Origin of the sequence: Burkholderia sp. 572 (assembly GCF_040545135.1) — a bacterium.
Classification (GTDB): domain Bacteria; phylum Pseudomonadota; class Gammaproteobacteria; order Burkholderiales; family Burkholderiaceae; genus Burkholderia; species Burkholderia cepacia.
On sequence record NZ_JBEPLH010000011.1, the window covers coordinates 41,650 to 57,916 of the forward strand.

At 69.1% G+C, this 16,267-nt stretch carries 9 protein-coding genes; 1 reads left to right on the forward strand and 8 read right to left on the reverse strand.

Annotated features, from left to right (window positions below; genetic code table 11):
• Window position 1: 1 nt before the first annotated feature.
• The 3 genes from ABIC51_RS21415 to ABIC51_RS21425 form a co-directional block, all read right to left on the reverse strand.
• Window positions 2-1,273 carry an HlyD family secretion protein gene (locus ABIC51_RS21415; protein ID WP_354006625.1) on the reverse strand — a complete coding sequence of 424 codons (1,272 nt, stop codon included), beginning with the start codon at window positions 1,271-1,273 and terminating at the stop codon, window positions 2-4.
• A 179-nt stretch (window positions 1,274-1,452) separates the two neighbouring features.
• A complete protein-coding gene (locus ABIC51_RS21420; RefSeq protein WP_059522764.1) occupies window positions 1,453-1,695 on the reverse strand; it encodes a hypothetical protein in 243 nt (80 codons plus the stop codon).
• Window positions 1,696-2,586: 891 nt separating this feature from the next.
• Window positions 2,587-3,636 (reverse strand): hypothetical protein, encoded by a 1,050-nt coding sequence (locus ABIC51_RS21425; RefSeq protein ID WP_226128398.1) that lies wholly within the window; start codon window positions 3,634-3,636, stop codon window positions 2,587-2,589.
• Window positions 3,637-3,752: 116 nt separating this feature from the next.
• Here ABIC51_RS21425 and ABIC51_RS21430 point away from each other — a divergent pair, with 116 nt between their 5' ends.
• On the forward strand, window positions 3,753-3,968 hold the full coding sequence (locus tag ABIC51_RS21430) for a hypothetical protein (protein WP_175897458.1): 216 nt from the start codon (window positions 3,753-3,755) through the stop codon (window positions 3,966-3,968).
• Between the two features lie 149 nt (window positions 3,969-4,117).
• Here ABIC51_RS21430 and ABIC51_RS21435 read toward each other — a convergent pair whose 3' ends face one another.
• The 5 genes from ABIC51_RS21435 to ABIC51_RS21455 all read right to left on the reverse strand — a co-directional run bounded on the left by ABIC51_RS21435 (window position 4,118) and on the right by ABIC51_RS21455 (window position 15,772).
• On the reverse strand, window positions 4,118-8,392 hold the full coding sequence (locus ABIC51_RS21435) for a WGR and DUF4132 domain-containing protein (protein WP_354006626.1): 4,275 nt from the start codon (window positions 8,390-8,392) through the stop codon (window positions 4,118-4,120).
• Window positions 8,393-8,560: 168 nt separating this feature from the next.
• Entirely contained in the window at window positions 8,561-10,798 is a 2,238-nt protein-coding gene (locus tag ABIC51_RS21440; protein WP_354006627.1) for a YehQ family protein, read from the reverse strand.
• On the reverse strand, window positions 10,795-11,919 hold the full coding sequence (locus ABIC51_RS21445) for a vWA domain-containing protein (protein ID WP_060170830.1): 1,125 nt from the start codon (window positions 11,917-11,919) through the stop codon (window positions 10,795-10,797). The genes ABIC51_RS21440 and ABIC51_RS21445 overlap by 4 nt, the downstream gene beginning before the upstream one ends.
• Before the next feature lie 100 nt (window positions 11,920-12,019).
• The gene (locus ABIC51_RS21450) at window positions 12,020-14,506 is read right to left on the reverse strand and encodes a DUF5682 family protein (protein WP_175897461.1); all 2,487 of its coding nucleotides are present in this window, start codon (window positions 14,504-14,506) and stop codon (window positions 12,020-12,022) included.
• A 159-nt stretch (window positions 14,507-14,665) separates the two neighbouring features.
• Entirely contained in the window at window positions 14,666-15,772 is a 1,107-nt protein-coding gene (locus ABIC51_RS21455; RefSeq protein WP_021158777.1) for an ATP-binding protein, read from the reverse strand.
• Between the last annotated feature and the right edge of the window lie 495 nt (window positions 15,773-16,267).

Here is a 16,267-nt window from a genome sequence, read left to right on the forward strand (position 1 = left end):
GTCAGAGTTTGCCGGTCAGGCTGTAAAGCGGCTCGAGCACCCATTCGTACAAGCGCCTGCGTTCCTGCAGGATGTCCGCCTGCAACGTCATGCCGGCCTGCAACGGTTGCTGCGCGCCGTACGCGGTGACGTGCTGCGCGTCGAGCGCGACGATCACGCGGTAGAAGGTCGCGTTGCGCCCCTCTCCCGGCGTCGCCGCCGGGCCACCGTCGTTCGCGAGTTCGGCCGCCGACAGCGCCGTGCGCGCGATCGACACGACCGTGGCCCCGTACTGGCCGAATTTCTGATAGGGAAATGCCTGATAGCGGACCAGCACCGGCTCGCCGACCCGCACGAAGCCGATCGCCGTGCTCGGCACGAACAGGTGCGCCTGCCAGCGCGCGCCGCCCGGCACGACACTCGCGAGCGGCCGCGACGTATCGACCGACTGACCGACGTCGGCGATCGCGGCCGTGACGATGCCCGCCTCCGGCGCGGTGACGACGATCCGGCGCTTCGCCTCGCTTTCGATCAGGTTCTGGTCGACGTCGATCACGTTTCGGTCGATCTGCGCGAGCTGGTTCTGCTGCTTGAAGCCGAGCCCCAACAGTTCGTTGCTCGCCTCGGTGAGCGACTGGAGCGTCGATGCACGGTCGCGCAGCAACCCGTTCAGCTTCGACTGCTGGTCGAGCAGGTCGGCCTCGCGCTGCTGCGCCTGGTCCTTCGAGATGTAATCCTGCGCGAGCAGGCCGCGATAGCGCGTTGCGCCGTCGGCCGCGATCGAGGTACGCAGCCGCTGGGCCGCGAGCTGGTCGTCGATTTGCGCGAGCGTGCCCTTCAGGTTCCCGATCTTCGCGCGCAGCGTGTCGCGCTCGTCCTGCTGCAGGCTGCGGGTCTTGTCCATTTCCGCGAGCAGTGACGCCTTGCGCTGCCGCGCCTGCGCGATCAATGCGGCCTGCGTCGCGCCTTGCGCGGCGCTTTGCAAGTCGGTCGATACGGTATAGAGCGTCTGTCCGCGCGTCACGCGCTGCCCTTCCTTCACGTCGCGCTCGACGACGATGCCAGGCTGCAACGCATAGACCTTGACCAGCCCCGCATCCGGCATCACCACGCCGGAGACCGTCGTGCGCCGCGTATACGTACCGAACGCGAAGAACAGCACCACGCAGGTGGCCATGACCATCGCGACGACCGTCAGCAGCGTCATGGACAGCGGATGCACCAGCACGATGTCGCCCAGCACCCGCATGCGCCGAGCCTGTGCCGCTTCAGAACGAAAGAGACCGAACTCCATTTTCACCAACGTGTCGCCAAACAACATGTCGCCCAATATCGGTATCGGCGTCCATTCCGCTTCCACGCGTCGGAACAGGCAAAAGCGATCCGGTATACAAAGAAGACCCGTGCATACCGGATCGTCAGTTCCATCATCGGGAGACGCGGCGGCTACCGCGTCGCCTCAATGCAGGCAACTCAGTACTGCGGGCCGCCGAAAAGGCCGTCCAGCAGGTTCACCGCGGCGGTCGTGATCGTCTCGCCGATGTTGTATGCCTGCTTGACCGGTGCGGCGAAGATGCCGAACGTCAGCGCATTGCCGATGCTCTCCGCGGTGCTGCCGCCCCATTCGATGATGTTGCCCAACGCGGACGGGATGCCCGGGCCGCTGTAGTAGCCGCCGGAAACTTGTGCGATTTGCTGTTGATTCAGTTCTTGCATTGCATTTCTCCAGTTTCAAAATGCTAGATAATCCATCTAGCGGGGCATCGAACAACGCCGCAATTGCGGCGCAGATCAACACGTTAAATACATTTAAACTTTTAACGACTCGGCGCATCCATCGCTCGAGCAAAATCAAACCAATGCATTCAATCCTGCTCAAAAATCGCATAAAACCCCGTCGACCGGGATGAATCGATCGACCTTTCGACGTCGGCCATTCAGCGGCGATATGCGAGCAGTCATCGCCTCGGCGGGCGTCCCACTGAAAGACGCCAGGAAATGGACGTGCAAGTGCTTCCGTGCATGGATGTCGCGGTGCCCACATGCCACGGAGTACGAAATTTCAACGAGAACGACTGCCTGATCGAGCCCGAGCCCGAGAATAATGGCGCGCTAAATTCCGTTCATCTAATCAGCTAAACGTCGTTGATTAGATGATCGACATCAGATTTCACCTCTGAGATTTTTCAGCGCCGAATCCGACGAACCAATGATCGGTCACTTTTCGGACTCCATTTGTACGATACCGCACCATCGGGCAAACCCGATATTTTGAGGATATTTACTTATTTTTATTATCGATTCCAGGCTTGCATGCCGTGATTGAATGCCCCCAGTTGATTCTGGAAAGGTCATGTCTTCACGGTAGACCCGGGTCCCCTTGACTGGTCGGAGGTCGCCGTCGCCCGACTCGGATGGAGGCGCCGTCAGATGCCAAACGACGGTACTGAGCCGCTGGGTGCGCCAGCTTCAAATGGAGCGTCAGGGCGTCACGCCGCAGGGCAAGGCAATCACGCCGGATCGGCAACGCATTCCGGAACTCGAGATTTGGACGCCATTGCGTGCGCGGGAGATGCCTTCCTCCGCTTACGCATTCGCCCCGACGCATCAAACCAGATATGCGGCCACTTCCTCCGGCGTCAGGAAACGCACCAGCGTCACGGACGGATTCTGCGCCGGATGGCAGACGCCATTGAAGCCGTTCCAGCTCCTCTTGATACCCTCTTCCGTCTCCAGCGCGATCAGCACGCATTTACCGTGCTTGCGGTGGCTGCGCAACGACGCCTCGCCCCATGCGAGCGCCAGGTTGTCGACCAGCACGCCGTTCGCATACGCACGCGCCTGCAGCCAGTGAAACTCCGACGAATCCTGATCTTCGTCGCCGCTCCTCGGCGCGATCGGCTTGCCGACGCGCAGCGTCCGCGCATGTTCGCCGATCAGGCGCTGCAGCAGCGTGAACGCGTGGAACGTGTTGTTGACCGCATGCGCGCTGGCGACGAAGCCCGTGCCGGAAGCCGGCAGCACGACGACGCACTCCGGTTCGTAGCTCAACGCCGACGCCGCACACAGAAAGTGCAACCGATCGAACGGCAAACTGTCGTTGTCGGCCATCCGGTCCAGCAACGCCTGCAGCGCGGTGTCGGCCACGAGATCGCCGTGATTGTCGCGATCGCGCATCAGCATCGCCATCAGCGGCAGGACGAGCGTATCGACCGCGTCCCGCAACGCATCGATTTCCCGGCCCTGTCGCCCGTCGAGCGCATCGAGCCGTTGCCGGGCGGCATGCCAGTCGCGCCGTTCGTCGTCGGTGGCGCCGTCGTCATCATCCTCGAATGCCCTTGCGCAATATGGCGCGAGTTCAGGCAGCCACGCCCCAAGCCTCGCCAGCGCGGCCGGAAACAGGATGCGCGGATCGGCCCCACCCTCGACGATCGCGCCACCGAGCAACGCCAGCAACGCCGCGCGATTCGGATGCAGCGCCGGCAACTCGGCCGCACACGCGTGCAGGATCGCGTCGGCGCGGCGACTGTCCTGCGCCTGCGCGCGCAATTCGTCGACTTCGGCCAGTTCGAAGAAGTCGTCCAGCGTGAAGAGATCGCTTTCGTCGAGGACGGGCCGGTGCAGGACGGCAAGGAGTTCAGGTGTCAGCTGCGTCATGGTTGGCATTGCAGGAACGGGCGAATGGGCGACAGGCATGACCGAGGCGGTCGGCGTGCCGGTTTGCAGACGTGCGCTTCAGACGGTCATTCAAATTCGAAGCCTTTGTTCGGAGCGTGCTCCTCGTCGATATACGTGCCCTGAAAATCCACGTCGCTGCCGTGGCCGAGCACGGTCCCGCATTAACCGCGCTGTTCGACTTCCATCTGCGCGCCATGAATGGCGAAATCGAGCTGGCAGCCGTCGGCGCCAACGTGGAATGCCTTGCCGTCGGCCCGCACGACGGCGTCTGCCTTGTATTCCCGTCCGCTGTTTTCACCGTTCCACGATGACGCGTCGAACAATTGAAGGAGGCAGCGTGTACGGCGCCGGCGAACCAGAAGGACGCCGGCAGCAATGCAATGCGGGCCAGCGTCCGGAGGGCAATCGTCGTCTTCATGTCGAACTGGATGAAGGTGAATGGTCACGCAATGGTCACGTGTTACTCCCGCATCCCCTCCAGATCGCGGATCAACTCGCTCGCCGAGATTTCGTCGAGCGTCGACAGCGCATCGGGCTCGCGAATGCTGCCCCAGTTCGACGGCGAACCGGCCTGCAACGCGCCGAGCTGCTGATCCGGATTCATGTCGACCGCCCCGACGAAGATCCCCGGGTCCAGCGACAGTTCGATCACCTTGCCCGCGCCGAGCGGCTTCGTGAAATACCAGATGCAGCCGGCATCCTCGACCTGGCCGCGCCGCCAGCCCTTGTTGACGAGCCCGAGCACGCGGCCGGTCGGCACCTTGACGCCCTTCCAGCGTTCGAGCTGCCGCCCGTTGCGCTCGTCGTCGGTCAGACGGTACACGTCGCGACCGAGCTGCGCGAACGGCTGCAGCAGCTCGTAGTCGGCGAACACCTGCCCGAATGCGGCGGCATCGGCCGGCGCGATTTCCAGCGCATGCGGCACCCCGATGCGGATCGTCGCGCCCTCCGGCAACGTAAACGCGTCGTCGTCGGCCGTCGCCGCCGTGCCGTCTTCCGCCACGCGGAAGCAGGCCTTCAGCGTGCCGCCGAAGTTGCCGCCGTCGTCGACTTCGTACACACCCCAGACGAGGCGCTGGACAAGATGGCGCACGAGCGGATGATCGGCGAGAAACGCGCGAAACACCTCGGGTGTCCAGCGGCGGCGCCCGCACATCGCCACCTCGAGCCGCGCGACCTGCTGGCTCGCGATGGTGCGCGCATCCTTCTTCAGCACCTTGAAGCGCTCGACCGCTTCCTTGCCCTTCACGGGATCGTCGGTCTTCTTCGGCTTCGGCAGATCCGCGAGCCGCGCGCCGGCCACGCCGTCGGCGCCGGTCTCGCGCACATACGGCTTGAGCGTCTCGTCGAAGCCGACCCGGAACGCACGCGGACCGAAGTCGAGCAGCATCGTCCCCTGTTCGTCGAGCCCGAGATCCGGCGCGAGACGGTCCTCCAGTTCCTCGGACGACAGCCCGCGCGCTTCCGCGATCGCATCGATCTTCTCGCGCGCGCGGTCCTGCAGCGCGCGGAACTTGACCTTCTGCGCGATGCCGTTGAGCAGCATCAGCGCGACGTCGCTGCCGATCGACGCCAGCACGTCGAGGCCGGTCGCCGCGCGTGCATGCGCCGATTCACCGGGCCACGTGCGGATAAGCGGCGTCAGCTTGCGCGCGGTGTCGTCGTTGCCGAACAGGCCCAGCGCGGTGAGCGCCCAACCCTCCTTGCCCGGCGCGCCGGCATCGAGCCATGCGTTGAAGCAGTCCCACGCGAAATCGGCCAGCGATTCCGCCGTGCACGCGTCCTTCACGACGTCGATGCCGCCGTAGACGCCTTCACCGGTCGGGAACGTCAGCATCTGGCCGAGATAGTCGAGCGCGTCGTCCGGCAGCGCCTTGCCGTTCTTCAGCACCGGCCGGCGCCAGCCGCGCGGCTGCCAGAATTCGGGCAGCTTGCTGCGCTTGGTCGGGAAACGGTCGAGCGGGCTCTCGTCGAGCACGGCGCGCACCGCTTGCGGCACCGCGTCGTCGGCATAACGCGAGGCGACGTCGATCAGCAACGCCTCGTGGCCGTTCGCCTGCAGCAAACGCAGCGCAGCGCCGGCGCAGTCGCGCGCTTCGCCCGGCTTGCCGAGCGACGGCGCGATCAGGCCGCAGGCTGCATGCTCCGGAAACTTCAGCAGCCACGCACGGCCGTCGTCGCGCAAGGTCTTCAGCTTTGCGAACGCGCGGGCCGCGATCGGCGCGCATTCGACGGCGCCGTAATTCAGCGCGTAGCCGAAATTCTCGGTCGGCTTGTTGCGCACGGTCGCGATGAGGCCGGGCAACGCGGGCAGGCCGAAGGTCGCCATCAGCGGGTTCACACCTGTCGTGCTGTGTTCGCCGGCCACCGCGTTCCAGATGTCGACGGCCACCGCGGCCGGCAACAGCGTCAGGAATTCGGCGCGCAGCCAGTACCAGAAGTAACGCTCGCGCTTGCGCGCGTCGATCATCGCGCGCCACGCGGCGACGAACGCCGGCGCGTCGCCTTGCCGGATCGCCTTCGCCGCCGCCTCGCCGAGCGGCCCGTAATATTTCTTGCTCGCTTCGAAGCCGAGGCCGGCGATCAGCAGCATCGTGTCCTTCGACGCCGCGGCGAGCCGACTCATTTCCCACCGGTCGAGCGTTTTCGCCTGGTTGCGCTTCGCTTCGTCCCAGCATTCGACCGCCGCCAGTTCGAGCGGCTCCAGCGTCAGCGCAGCCGCCCGCTTCTGCCGCGCGGCAAGCCAGGGCGGCGCGGCCAGCACACCCGGCAATTCCTCGGCCGATGCGACCTCGGCCGGGCCGGCCAGCAGCGCGAGAAGTTTGTCGATCACGGCCTGGGCCGGTGCGTCGAGCCACGGCCGCAGCCCGTCGACGTGCGCCGTATGCGCACGCAACAGGCGCGTGAGGCTCGGCGTCAGCAGCCCGGCATCCTTGCCGCCGGCGGCCACAAGCCGCGACAGCGCAACCATGCCCGCCAGCGGCCAGCGATCGAGCGACAGCGACAGGCGCGCGAGCGCGCCCTTCGAACCGCTGGCGACCCTCGCCAGCGCAGCCACCGCGTCGGGCGTGCCGATCGCGGCGAGCGCGTCGCCCGCCTCGTCGGCGGCGGCGCCGCGTTCGAGCACGTCGAACGCGGCCGTGCCGCGCTCGCGCAGCACGGTCGCGACCATCCGCGACATTCCCCAGAACTCGCGGCCATAGCTGTTCGGCCGGATTCTCCCGACCACCGCGATCGCATCGGGATCGGTCGCGGTCAGCAGCATCCAGTGCAGCGTCTCGGGCACGTCGCGTTCGGCGCTCAGCCTGCGCACCAGCGCATTCGACAGTTGCGGCGCATCGGGCAACAACAGTGCGGGTATCGGCTGGCGGGTCGGGTGCAGCGCCGGCAACGCGGCCTCGATCCTGTCGACGCAGGCCTGCCATTCCGCCTCGCTCGCCGCGGCAAGATGCTCGCGCAGCGCCGCCTCGCCGCCGACGATCGGCCCGCGCCAGCTCTCGCGCACCGGGCCTTCGACATTCGTCGAGAAACGATGGAGGCGGCGCTGCGCCTGACGGTCGTAATCGGCGTGCACGTGGATTTTCAACGCGTCGAGCAGCACGTCGATCGCGCCCGTCAATCCGTATTGCGCAACCAGGTAGTCGGCGACCGGGCGGCCGATCGCGGTTTCGCCGTGATAGTCGCCCACGGTCATCGCCAGCGCGAACAGCGCGGCGTCGGCTTGCGCGTCCGCCACCGGCCCGGCGATCGGCGTACGCGCGGCCAGCCGGTCGAGCATCCGCTGGACGGCCGGGCGCAGCGCCGCGTCGGTCGCGCCGATGTCGATCGAGTACCCGTCCTTGCCTTCGATCTTCAGCCACGCAGCGCGCACGTCGAGCACGGTCACCTCGACGGGAAAACGGCGGGACGCATAGGCTTCGCGCAGGATCTGCGGCGACAGCCGCACGGGATCGCCGTGCATCAGCCACGGCGGTGCGCCGGCGTCGGCGACGGCGGGTGCGGCAGGCGCCGGCACGGCGGCCGCCTGGGACGTCAACCACTCGCCGAGCGCCACGGCAGTCGCCTGCCCGTGCTCGTGCACGCTCGCCGACGCTCCCCAGCCATGCAGCAGGCGGCGCGACTTGAGCAGGTCGAGCGCCATCGCGGCGCCCTGGTCTCCGACGTCGTAGCGGCGCTTGATCACGGCAACCGTCAACGTCTCGCCGGGCTTCAGGTCGCCGTTCGCGATCTGCGCGCGCACGGTCTCGAAGACACGCTCGCACTGCGCATCGAAACCTTCGGCAGCGACGGGCGGCAAGGGCGCGGCGGCGGTGGCGGCGGTGGCGGCGGAAACCGTTGAAGGCGGCGTCGATGCCGCCGGCTGGGCCGACGGTGTGGCCGGCGCACCCTTCGCGGCCTTCGCCGCTGCGGGTTGCGCGCTCGCGGCCGGTTCCGCGTCTGTCGACGCCTGCGGCACCGCGGCCGGGGTTGCCGACGACGCGGTGGCCGGCAGCTTGGCGGCAGTCGCGCCGATGCCGGCGCCGGCCGCTACCGCGACTTCGGCATAGCCCTTGCCGGTCTTCTCCTTGACGAGCTTGTCGAGCGCGGCGCGCGCCTTCGCGTCGTCCGCGAACGACTTCGTCTGGCTCTGGCCCGCGGTGCCGATGCGGCCCCAGCGGATATTGAGCCCGGAGCCTTCCTGCTCCACTTCCCAGAACTTGCTGGAGTTGCCTTCGATCAGTTCAAAACGACGCATCCGTTCCCTCTCACTCGGATCGACGACGCGGCACGATGCCGCGCCCGCATGCCATGGCCGCAACGCAGCCATGACGCCCTCTCGTTCATTCATCCCGCGAGCCGTGCGGCCTGCCCAACGGCTCGCGGTGTCGGGCGCCGCCTGCTCGCCCGTTCGACGGTCATGCCGTCATTGCTCGACGATGCCCAGCAGCAGCAACGTCAGCGAACCCAGTTGCGCCAGGATCGACGCCGATTGCGCACCGCGCAGGCCGTCGGCCAGCGTGCGCAGCAGCCGCCCCGCGTGCGCGAGGCCGGCCCGCTCCAGTCGCGTGGCCTGCGCCAGCGCACGCTCGATCGCGCCGCCGCCCTGATGGCGCATGCCCTGGCGCAGCCACTCGGCCAGCAGCGCCAGCGTGTCCTCCGCGAGCGCGACCAGCGCGGGCAACGACTCGCGCCCGCCGGCCAGCGGCAGCGGTTGCGGCGCCGTCGCCTCGGTCTGCAGCACGACGGCGCGCTGCGCGGTCAACACGGCCAGCGGCCGCATCACGGCCGTGCCCGCATGCAGCCGGACGGTGCCCGCCAGCGCGCGCAACGCGCCCCATTCGCCGGACAGCGCGCGCGCCAGCGCATCGACCGCGCCGGGTGCCACGGCGCGATGCGGCAGCGCGAGGTGCAGCACATCGTCGCCTTCCACATCGGCCGTCCCGCCTTCGCCTTGCGCGAGCCGTGCGTGCAGCACCTGGGCGGCCGCATCCCAATGGACCGACCGCACGACCATCGGCTCGAACGCGACCACGTGCAGCGACCCGGCCGCGCCGGCCGCCGCACCGTTCGCCGCCTGTCTCGGCCGCACGAAGTCGGGCAGCGCGTCACGCAGGTGCGCGACGAGCGCCGCGATGCCCGGCTGGCGGATCGGCGCGACGAGATCGTCCCAGGAGGTCGGCGACAGCGGCAGCACGCCTGTCTGCCGTATGCCGGCCGCGATGTCGACCGCACCGTTCGCGCGCCGCTTCGCGGTCTTCGTGACGACCTGCCCGGCGGCGATCTGCCGCAACGGAAAACCCGCGACGCGACGGCCGGCCAGATCCGGCGCACGGCCGCCGGCCGCGACGTCGGCGGCACGCGGCCAGTTGCGCGTCAGCACCATCACGGTCTGCGTATCGGGATCGGAGAACAGCACGCTCGCCCCCTCTTCCGCGTCGTCGGCCCACAGCTCGACGCCGAGCGACACCAGCCGCAGATGATCGAGTTCCACCTCGCCCTTCACGCCGATGCCGAGCATCTGGCGGGCCGGCACGGCGGCCCCCTCGCGCTGCGTCGCGGCGGACAGCGCCGCGCGCAGGCGCGCCCACAGTTCGGCCAGCACGCGTACGAGCCGCAGCGGCTCGAAGCGGCTGCTGCGCGCATGCTGCGCGTGCACGAGCTGCCAGGCTTCGTCGAGCGCGTCGTCGACCCACTGCCAGCCGCGCTCGCGCAGGCGGCCGCGCAGCGACTCCACGCGCGCGGCCAGCGCGATCGGCGGCTGGCTCGAACCGTCCAGCCAGAGCGCGTGTACCAGCCTGTCGAGGTCGGCGATCAGCGCGTGCGCCGCGTCGTCGCGCAACGGCGACCGGTCGTCGCCACACTCGTCTGCTTCGCCGGCCGGCGGGCGCACCTCGACGATCGTCTCCGATACCCCGTCGGCCGATGCCCCGGCCTGTCGGAATGCCCAGACGGCCAGCACGACGTGCGCGCAGCCGCTGCCTTGCCGACAGTCACACCGCGCATGCGCGAGCGAACGTCGCGAGAAGAACCGCACGGTGCACATCGGCAGGCGTGCAACCGGCGACGACTGTGCGCCGGACCACGGCTGCACGGTCACGGCGGGCCGCGCGGCCGCCATGCGCGCGGCCTGTTCGAGCACCGACGGCGCAAAACTCGCCGCCAGCGCGGCATCGTCGAAATCGGCGGGGCTCCATGCACGATCCGCGGACGACGTGCCGTTCGTGTCGTCGCCCGGCGGCGCATCGTCCGAACCGGTGCCGGTTGCGCCGCTCGCGGCATCGTCCGGATTGCGGATCGATTCATCGCGCGTATCGGCCTGCCCCGTCTTGTCGTCTCCGCCTGCTCGCACCTCGCCCGGGGCAGCCGCTTCGTTCCCCTGCGTGCTCGCCTGATAGGCGAACACCAGCATCACGCGATGCCGGCACATGCCGCTCGCGGTGCAGTTGCACGCCGCGTCGCGCAAGGTCCGGCCCGGCGGCAGGCTGGTACGCACGCCGTCGGCGAACGACGCATGCACCGTACCGTCGCCGTCGACGGCCAGCGCCGGCACCGCGCCGGCGGCGACATCCTTCTGCGCGCGCTTGACGAACCCGGCGTTGGCGAGCGCCGTCAGCGCTTCGGGCGTCAGTTCGAGGAGGTCGTCGCGGATCGGCGCGCTCATCCCCGCACCTTCTCGGCGAGCCACGCGGCCAGTTGGCCGGGCGTCATCGCGCCGATTTGCGCGCCGGCGTTCACGAGCCGCGCGGCCATCTCGCGGTCGTAGGCGGGCTCGGCAGCCGAATCGAGCGCGGCCAGCCCGAGCACGCGCGCGCCGCTCTCGGCCAGCGCCTTCACGCGGCGCACGAGTTCATAGCCACTGCCGCCTTCATAGAAATCGCTGACCAGCACGACGATCGTGCGGGCGGGATTCGCGACGCACGATTGCGCATACGCGACGGCCTTCGCGATGTCCGTGCCGCCGCCGAGCTGGACCTTCATCAACAGCTCGACCGGGTCGGACACGTCGGCGGTCAGGTCGACCACCGACGTGTCGAAGGCCACGAGCCGCGTGCGCATGCCGGGCAATTGCCACAGGCACGCGGCCATCACCGCGCTGTGAATCACCGAGTTGACCATCGACCCGCTCTGGTCGACGAGCAGCACAATGTCCCACGGCTCGGCGTGGCGACGCGTGCGACTGTTGAAGACCGGCGTGTCGAGATACAGCTTGCGCCGCTCGGGATGCCAGTGACGCAGGTTCGCGGCCAGCGTGCGCGTGTAGTCGAAATTGCGCGCGATCTTCATCCGCGAGCGCCGGCGCCGGTCGCGCGTGCCGCTGAAGGCCTGCCGCACGTCGGTCGCCAGCCGCTCCATGATTCGCCGGACCACCTCGGCAACCAGCCGCCGCGCGGCTGCCAGCACCTCGGGATTCATCAGGTGCTTCGTGTGCAGCACGGCGCGCAGCAACGATTCGGACGGCTCGATCCGCTCCAGCACCTCGAGGTTCGTGACGACTTCGTCGATGCCGAAACGCTCGACCGCGTCGCGCTCGAGCCGGTCGATCACCTCCTTCGGAAACAGCGTGTGGATCGTGTTGATCCAGTCCGGCGTGCTCAGCGCGGACGGCCCGAGGCCGGCCCCGCGCTCGCCGCGCTGCGCGCGGTCGTCGTCGCGACCGTACAGCCAGTCGAGTGCCGCATCGGCGGCTCGCGCGTCCGCACCCGGCGTGCCGCATGCGGCTTCGGCCGGTTCGCCGAGCAGCAGGCGCCAGCGTTCGAGCGGACCGGGAATGTTCAGCGGCATGGCAGGACTCGCGGAAAACGCGCCGCACCGTGCCGTGACGGCGCGACATCGTGGTGAGGGAAGCAGAAGCCGGACGCGCGGCGGCCTGTCGGTCGGCACTTCATGACGCCTCCGGATCGGGCGTGAGCCCCCAGCGGCGCAGACGGCCGAGCACCTGCGCCTCGATGCGCGCGGCGTGCGCGGCCTCCTCGGGCGACGCATCGTCCGCGTGCCGCTCCGTCAGCACGCGGCGTGACAGGTGCGTCGCGTCGTGCAGCGCGAGCACCTGGTCCGCGAGCTGCCCGCGCTCCCGCGGCGGCAACCACGCGAATGCGCTGCGCAAGCCCGGCAACGCGAGCACGAAATCGGCGTCGTCGAGCGCGCGCACGGTCGCATCCATGCCCGCGACGAAAGCCGGTGCGCTCGCCAGCGTCTCGCGCGCCAGCGCAAGCAAACCGCCGAGCGCATCGCCGAGCGCGGCGGCCGGCATCGCCCGCAGCAGCGCCATCGCGTCGTCGATGCCGGCGACGGGTTGATCGTCGTCGACGCCGGCCTGCCCCGCCAGGCCGAGTAGCGCCCCGAGCGCCGCGCCGCGACTCGCGGGCGCCGCCGCCGTATCGGCCGCCTTGCGCCGCCAGACGGCCAGCGCGCGCAACGGCTCGAGCGCGAGCGGCGTGTGGGTGACACCGTCGGCACCGGCCAGTACGTCGGCCACGATCCGGCGCAGCGCGACGTGCCCCTGCACGTGCGCGTCGAGATCGGCCGGCGGCAGCGCGGCGGCCGGCTCCAGCAACCAGAGCGCGCGATCGAACCCGGCCTCGACGACGATCCGCAGCACCGGTGCATCGTTCATGCCGAGCAGATGGCCGTGACGCAGCAGCGTATGCAGGTTGCCGAGCGCCGGGGCGAGCGACTCGAAGCGCTGCTCGCGCGAGACCGCATCGTGCAGCGTGTCCAGCAGCGCGGTGCTCAGCGCTGCCAGCCCGGCCCACGCGGCGCGGTTCAGGCCATCCGCGAGCGGCGCGATGCGGCCGCCCGCCTCACGCAATTCATCCTCGAGCCGCGCGCGTGCCGCGTCGGACAGCGTCGCGCCCCACGCGCCGGCTTCGATCAGCGCCGCCTGCTGCTCGAGCGGCTCGCCGAGCTGCCAGACTTCGTCGCGTTCGCCCGACATCGCAAGCCGTGCGCCCTGGCGGCGCACGATGCCCGGTACGCGCAGCAGCGCCAGCCGATGCAGCACCCGGCTGCGCGCGCGCCCCTGGTCGGTCAGCAGGTCGAGCGTCAGCGTGCCGTGCAGCACGATGCCGAGCGCGGCCAGCTCGTCGCGCACCGCGGCGACGAGCGGCGGTTGCGGCGTGCCGGGCGCGAGCTCGCCGGCGGCGTCGCCCGCCAGCGCATCCATCGCCTCGACCAGCACCGGATCGGTGCCGGCCCGCAGCGGCCCGCGATAGGTCCACGGCAGCGGCGCGTCGAGCGCCTCCTTCACCAGCGCGCCGGCCAGCGCGTCGAGCCAGTCGCAACGCAACGGCCGCGCGTGGCCGCGCAGGCGTGCCAGCCCTTCGGCCCGCACGTGCACGGCAATCAGGTCGGCCGTCGATACCGGCAGCTTGCGTGCGCGCAGCCGCTGCATCACGTTCTCGAGCACGCGCCGCGCCGCCGCTTCCGCGCCGTCAGCCCAGACCCACTGGTAATAGGCCGGCGAAGGCATCCCCGATGCGTAGCCCGCGAACGCGTCGAGACGCTTGAACGTGTAAGGCACGAGATAGGAACCGTAGCGGACGCTGCGCGCGGCCGCGTCGGCGGTCGTCGAATCCGTCTCGCACGCGCCGGCGTCATCGTCCCGTTCGTCGGGCACGGCACCGGCATCGCCGTCGATCGCACCGGGTTCGGGCGTATCGGGCAACGCAACCGGCTGCGTGCGCCAGAGTGTCGCCAGCGCCGGCGCGTGATAGCCGCCGCAGACGACCAGCACGTCGTCCGCCTGCCCGTCGGCTTCGGCGACGGCCCACGCGATCCAGCGCGCCATCATCCGTTCGCGTGCCTGGTTGCCGAGCGAGCCCGGATCGTCGGCGCGCAGATGCGAGAAGTAGGTCGACAGGCGCGCCGCGAGTTCGTCCAGCGCGTCCGGCGTATCGCCGACGTCCTCGAACAGGTGATCCCACAGCGCATCGCGGCCTTGCACCGCGAGCGTGTCCGCCAGCGCGCGCTCGTATGCGTCGGCGCGGGCCTCGTGTTCGGCGTCCGCGACATCGGCATAGCGGTTCTCCAGCCGCGAGAACGCCGCGTGCCACGCGGGCAGGTCGATGAACCGAACCGTCGCGCCGACTTCGCGCCCCGCCTGCAATGCCTGCCATTCCGGCGAATGCTCGGCGAACGGGGTCCACGAGCCGTAATGCGCGGTATCGCCGGACAGATAGCTGTAGATCGCGATCGGCAGGCGGTGCGGACGATACAGTTCGTCGAGCCGGCCGTTGAAATCGGCCGGCCCTTCGATCAGCACGTAGCGCGGCCGCCGGGCGCGGATGCGCTCGGCCACCAGCCGCGCGCACGCGGGGCTGTGATGGCGGATGCCGACGATGTGCGGCTGGCCGGGCGTCACGGTCTGCATGCGGCGCCTGTCAGTCGAAGACGATGCGTGCGGGGGCGCCGGACGCGATGGCGCCCGACCGGCCCTTTACGCTCATTACGCCTTTTTCGCCGTGCGCATCGGGCGCACGACGTCCCGGCCCGTGCATGCCGCCGCGATCGGTCGTACTCATGTCGCGCGTCACGGCAGACGGTGGCGTGCCGCGTAGTACGCGCGCCAGTGCGCCCCTTCGCGCCGGGCGGCCTTCTGTTCGAAATAGCGGCGCAGCTTCGCGCGGTCGTCGGCGTTGTCCTTGACCACGGTGCCGGCGATGCAGTCGACGAGATCCTGCGGCGACCCTTCGCGCTGCTCGAGAAACCATGCGCGCACGCCGACCGCATGCGCGACGTTCACCGCTTCGGCCGTCGACATCACCGCCGTCAGCCGGTCCATCGCGCCGTCGCTGCCCGCCGCATCGCCGGCGCCGCCGCGCAAATCGCGAAACGTGGTGACCAGCAGCTCCAGCACCGGCTGCGGCACGGCCGCCGGAATGCCGCTGCCGGCCAGCAGGCGCGCGCTGGCTTCGCGCACGAGCGCGAGTTCGCTGTCGAAGTCGAGAATCGGAAACACGGTTTCGAAATCGAAGCGCCGCTTGAGCGCCGCGCTCATCTCGTTCACGCCACGGTCGCGCGTGTTCGCGGTCGCGATGATGTTGAAGCCCTCGCGCGCGTACAGCATCCCGTGTTCGCCGTGCAGTTCGGGCACGGCCATCACGCGATCCGACAGCATGCCGAGCAGGCAGTCCTGCACTTCCAGCGGCGCACGCGTGATTTCCTCGAAGCGCACGATCCGGCCGTCGTGCATGCCCTGGTACAGCGGCGCGGGCACGAGCGCGCGCGGGCTCGGCCCTTCGTTGATCAGCAACGCGTAGTTCCAGCCGTACTTGATCTGGTCTTCGGTGATCGATGCGCCACCCTGGATCGTCAGCGTCGACGTGCCGCTGATCGCGGCCGCCAGCAGCTCGGACAGCATCGATTTCGCGGTGCCCGGCTCGCCGACCAGCATCAGCCCGCGCCCGGTGGCGAGCGTGACGAGCATGCGCTCGATGCTCGCGATCGGCGCGACCACCTTCGGCGCGATGCCGAGCGAGCGATCGCCGGCAATGAATGCGCGGGCGGCCGTCAGACTCAGTTGCCAGCCCGGCGGGCGTGGTTGGGCGCCATCCTGCGCCTTCAGCTGCGCGAGCTGATCGGCATACAGGACTTCAGCGGGCGGGCGCTGCAATGCATGCGGTTGAGACGGAGCCATGTCTGCTTCTTCTTGTCTTGTATTCGCGGTCGGGCTCGAAGGCCCTCGGAGCGCGAATTATATCGCTGCACGCAAGATCGCGATCCGTCGATGACGGTATTTGTCATCTCATGGGCCGATCGCCGGAGCGGGCGCCGGCTTGCGATGCGTCGAGCCCGGGAGAGACCGCCTCGGGCTCACGTGGCGCAACGCGGTGGCGTCGGCCAGGCTGGAATCCGGATGATGTTCGGGGGGCGCTGCCGGAGGGGAAAGCGGAATCAGGCAACCCGGGTTACCCGATTCGACAACGGGAAGTCATTGAACACACGAGCACCCGGCCGTCGTGAAGTGATTCAGGTCATGACGGACAGGGTGCTCGAGTCCGGTCGCGCCGCGAGGCGACTTGAACCGACGACGCGACGGACTCTACATCGACACAGCGGCCACCAACCGCACGCGTTCGGTCATCGCCGCGGTCGCCCGGTTAACCCTCGCCAACCACATCCCGCACGAATC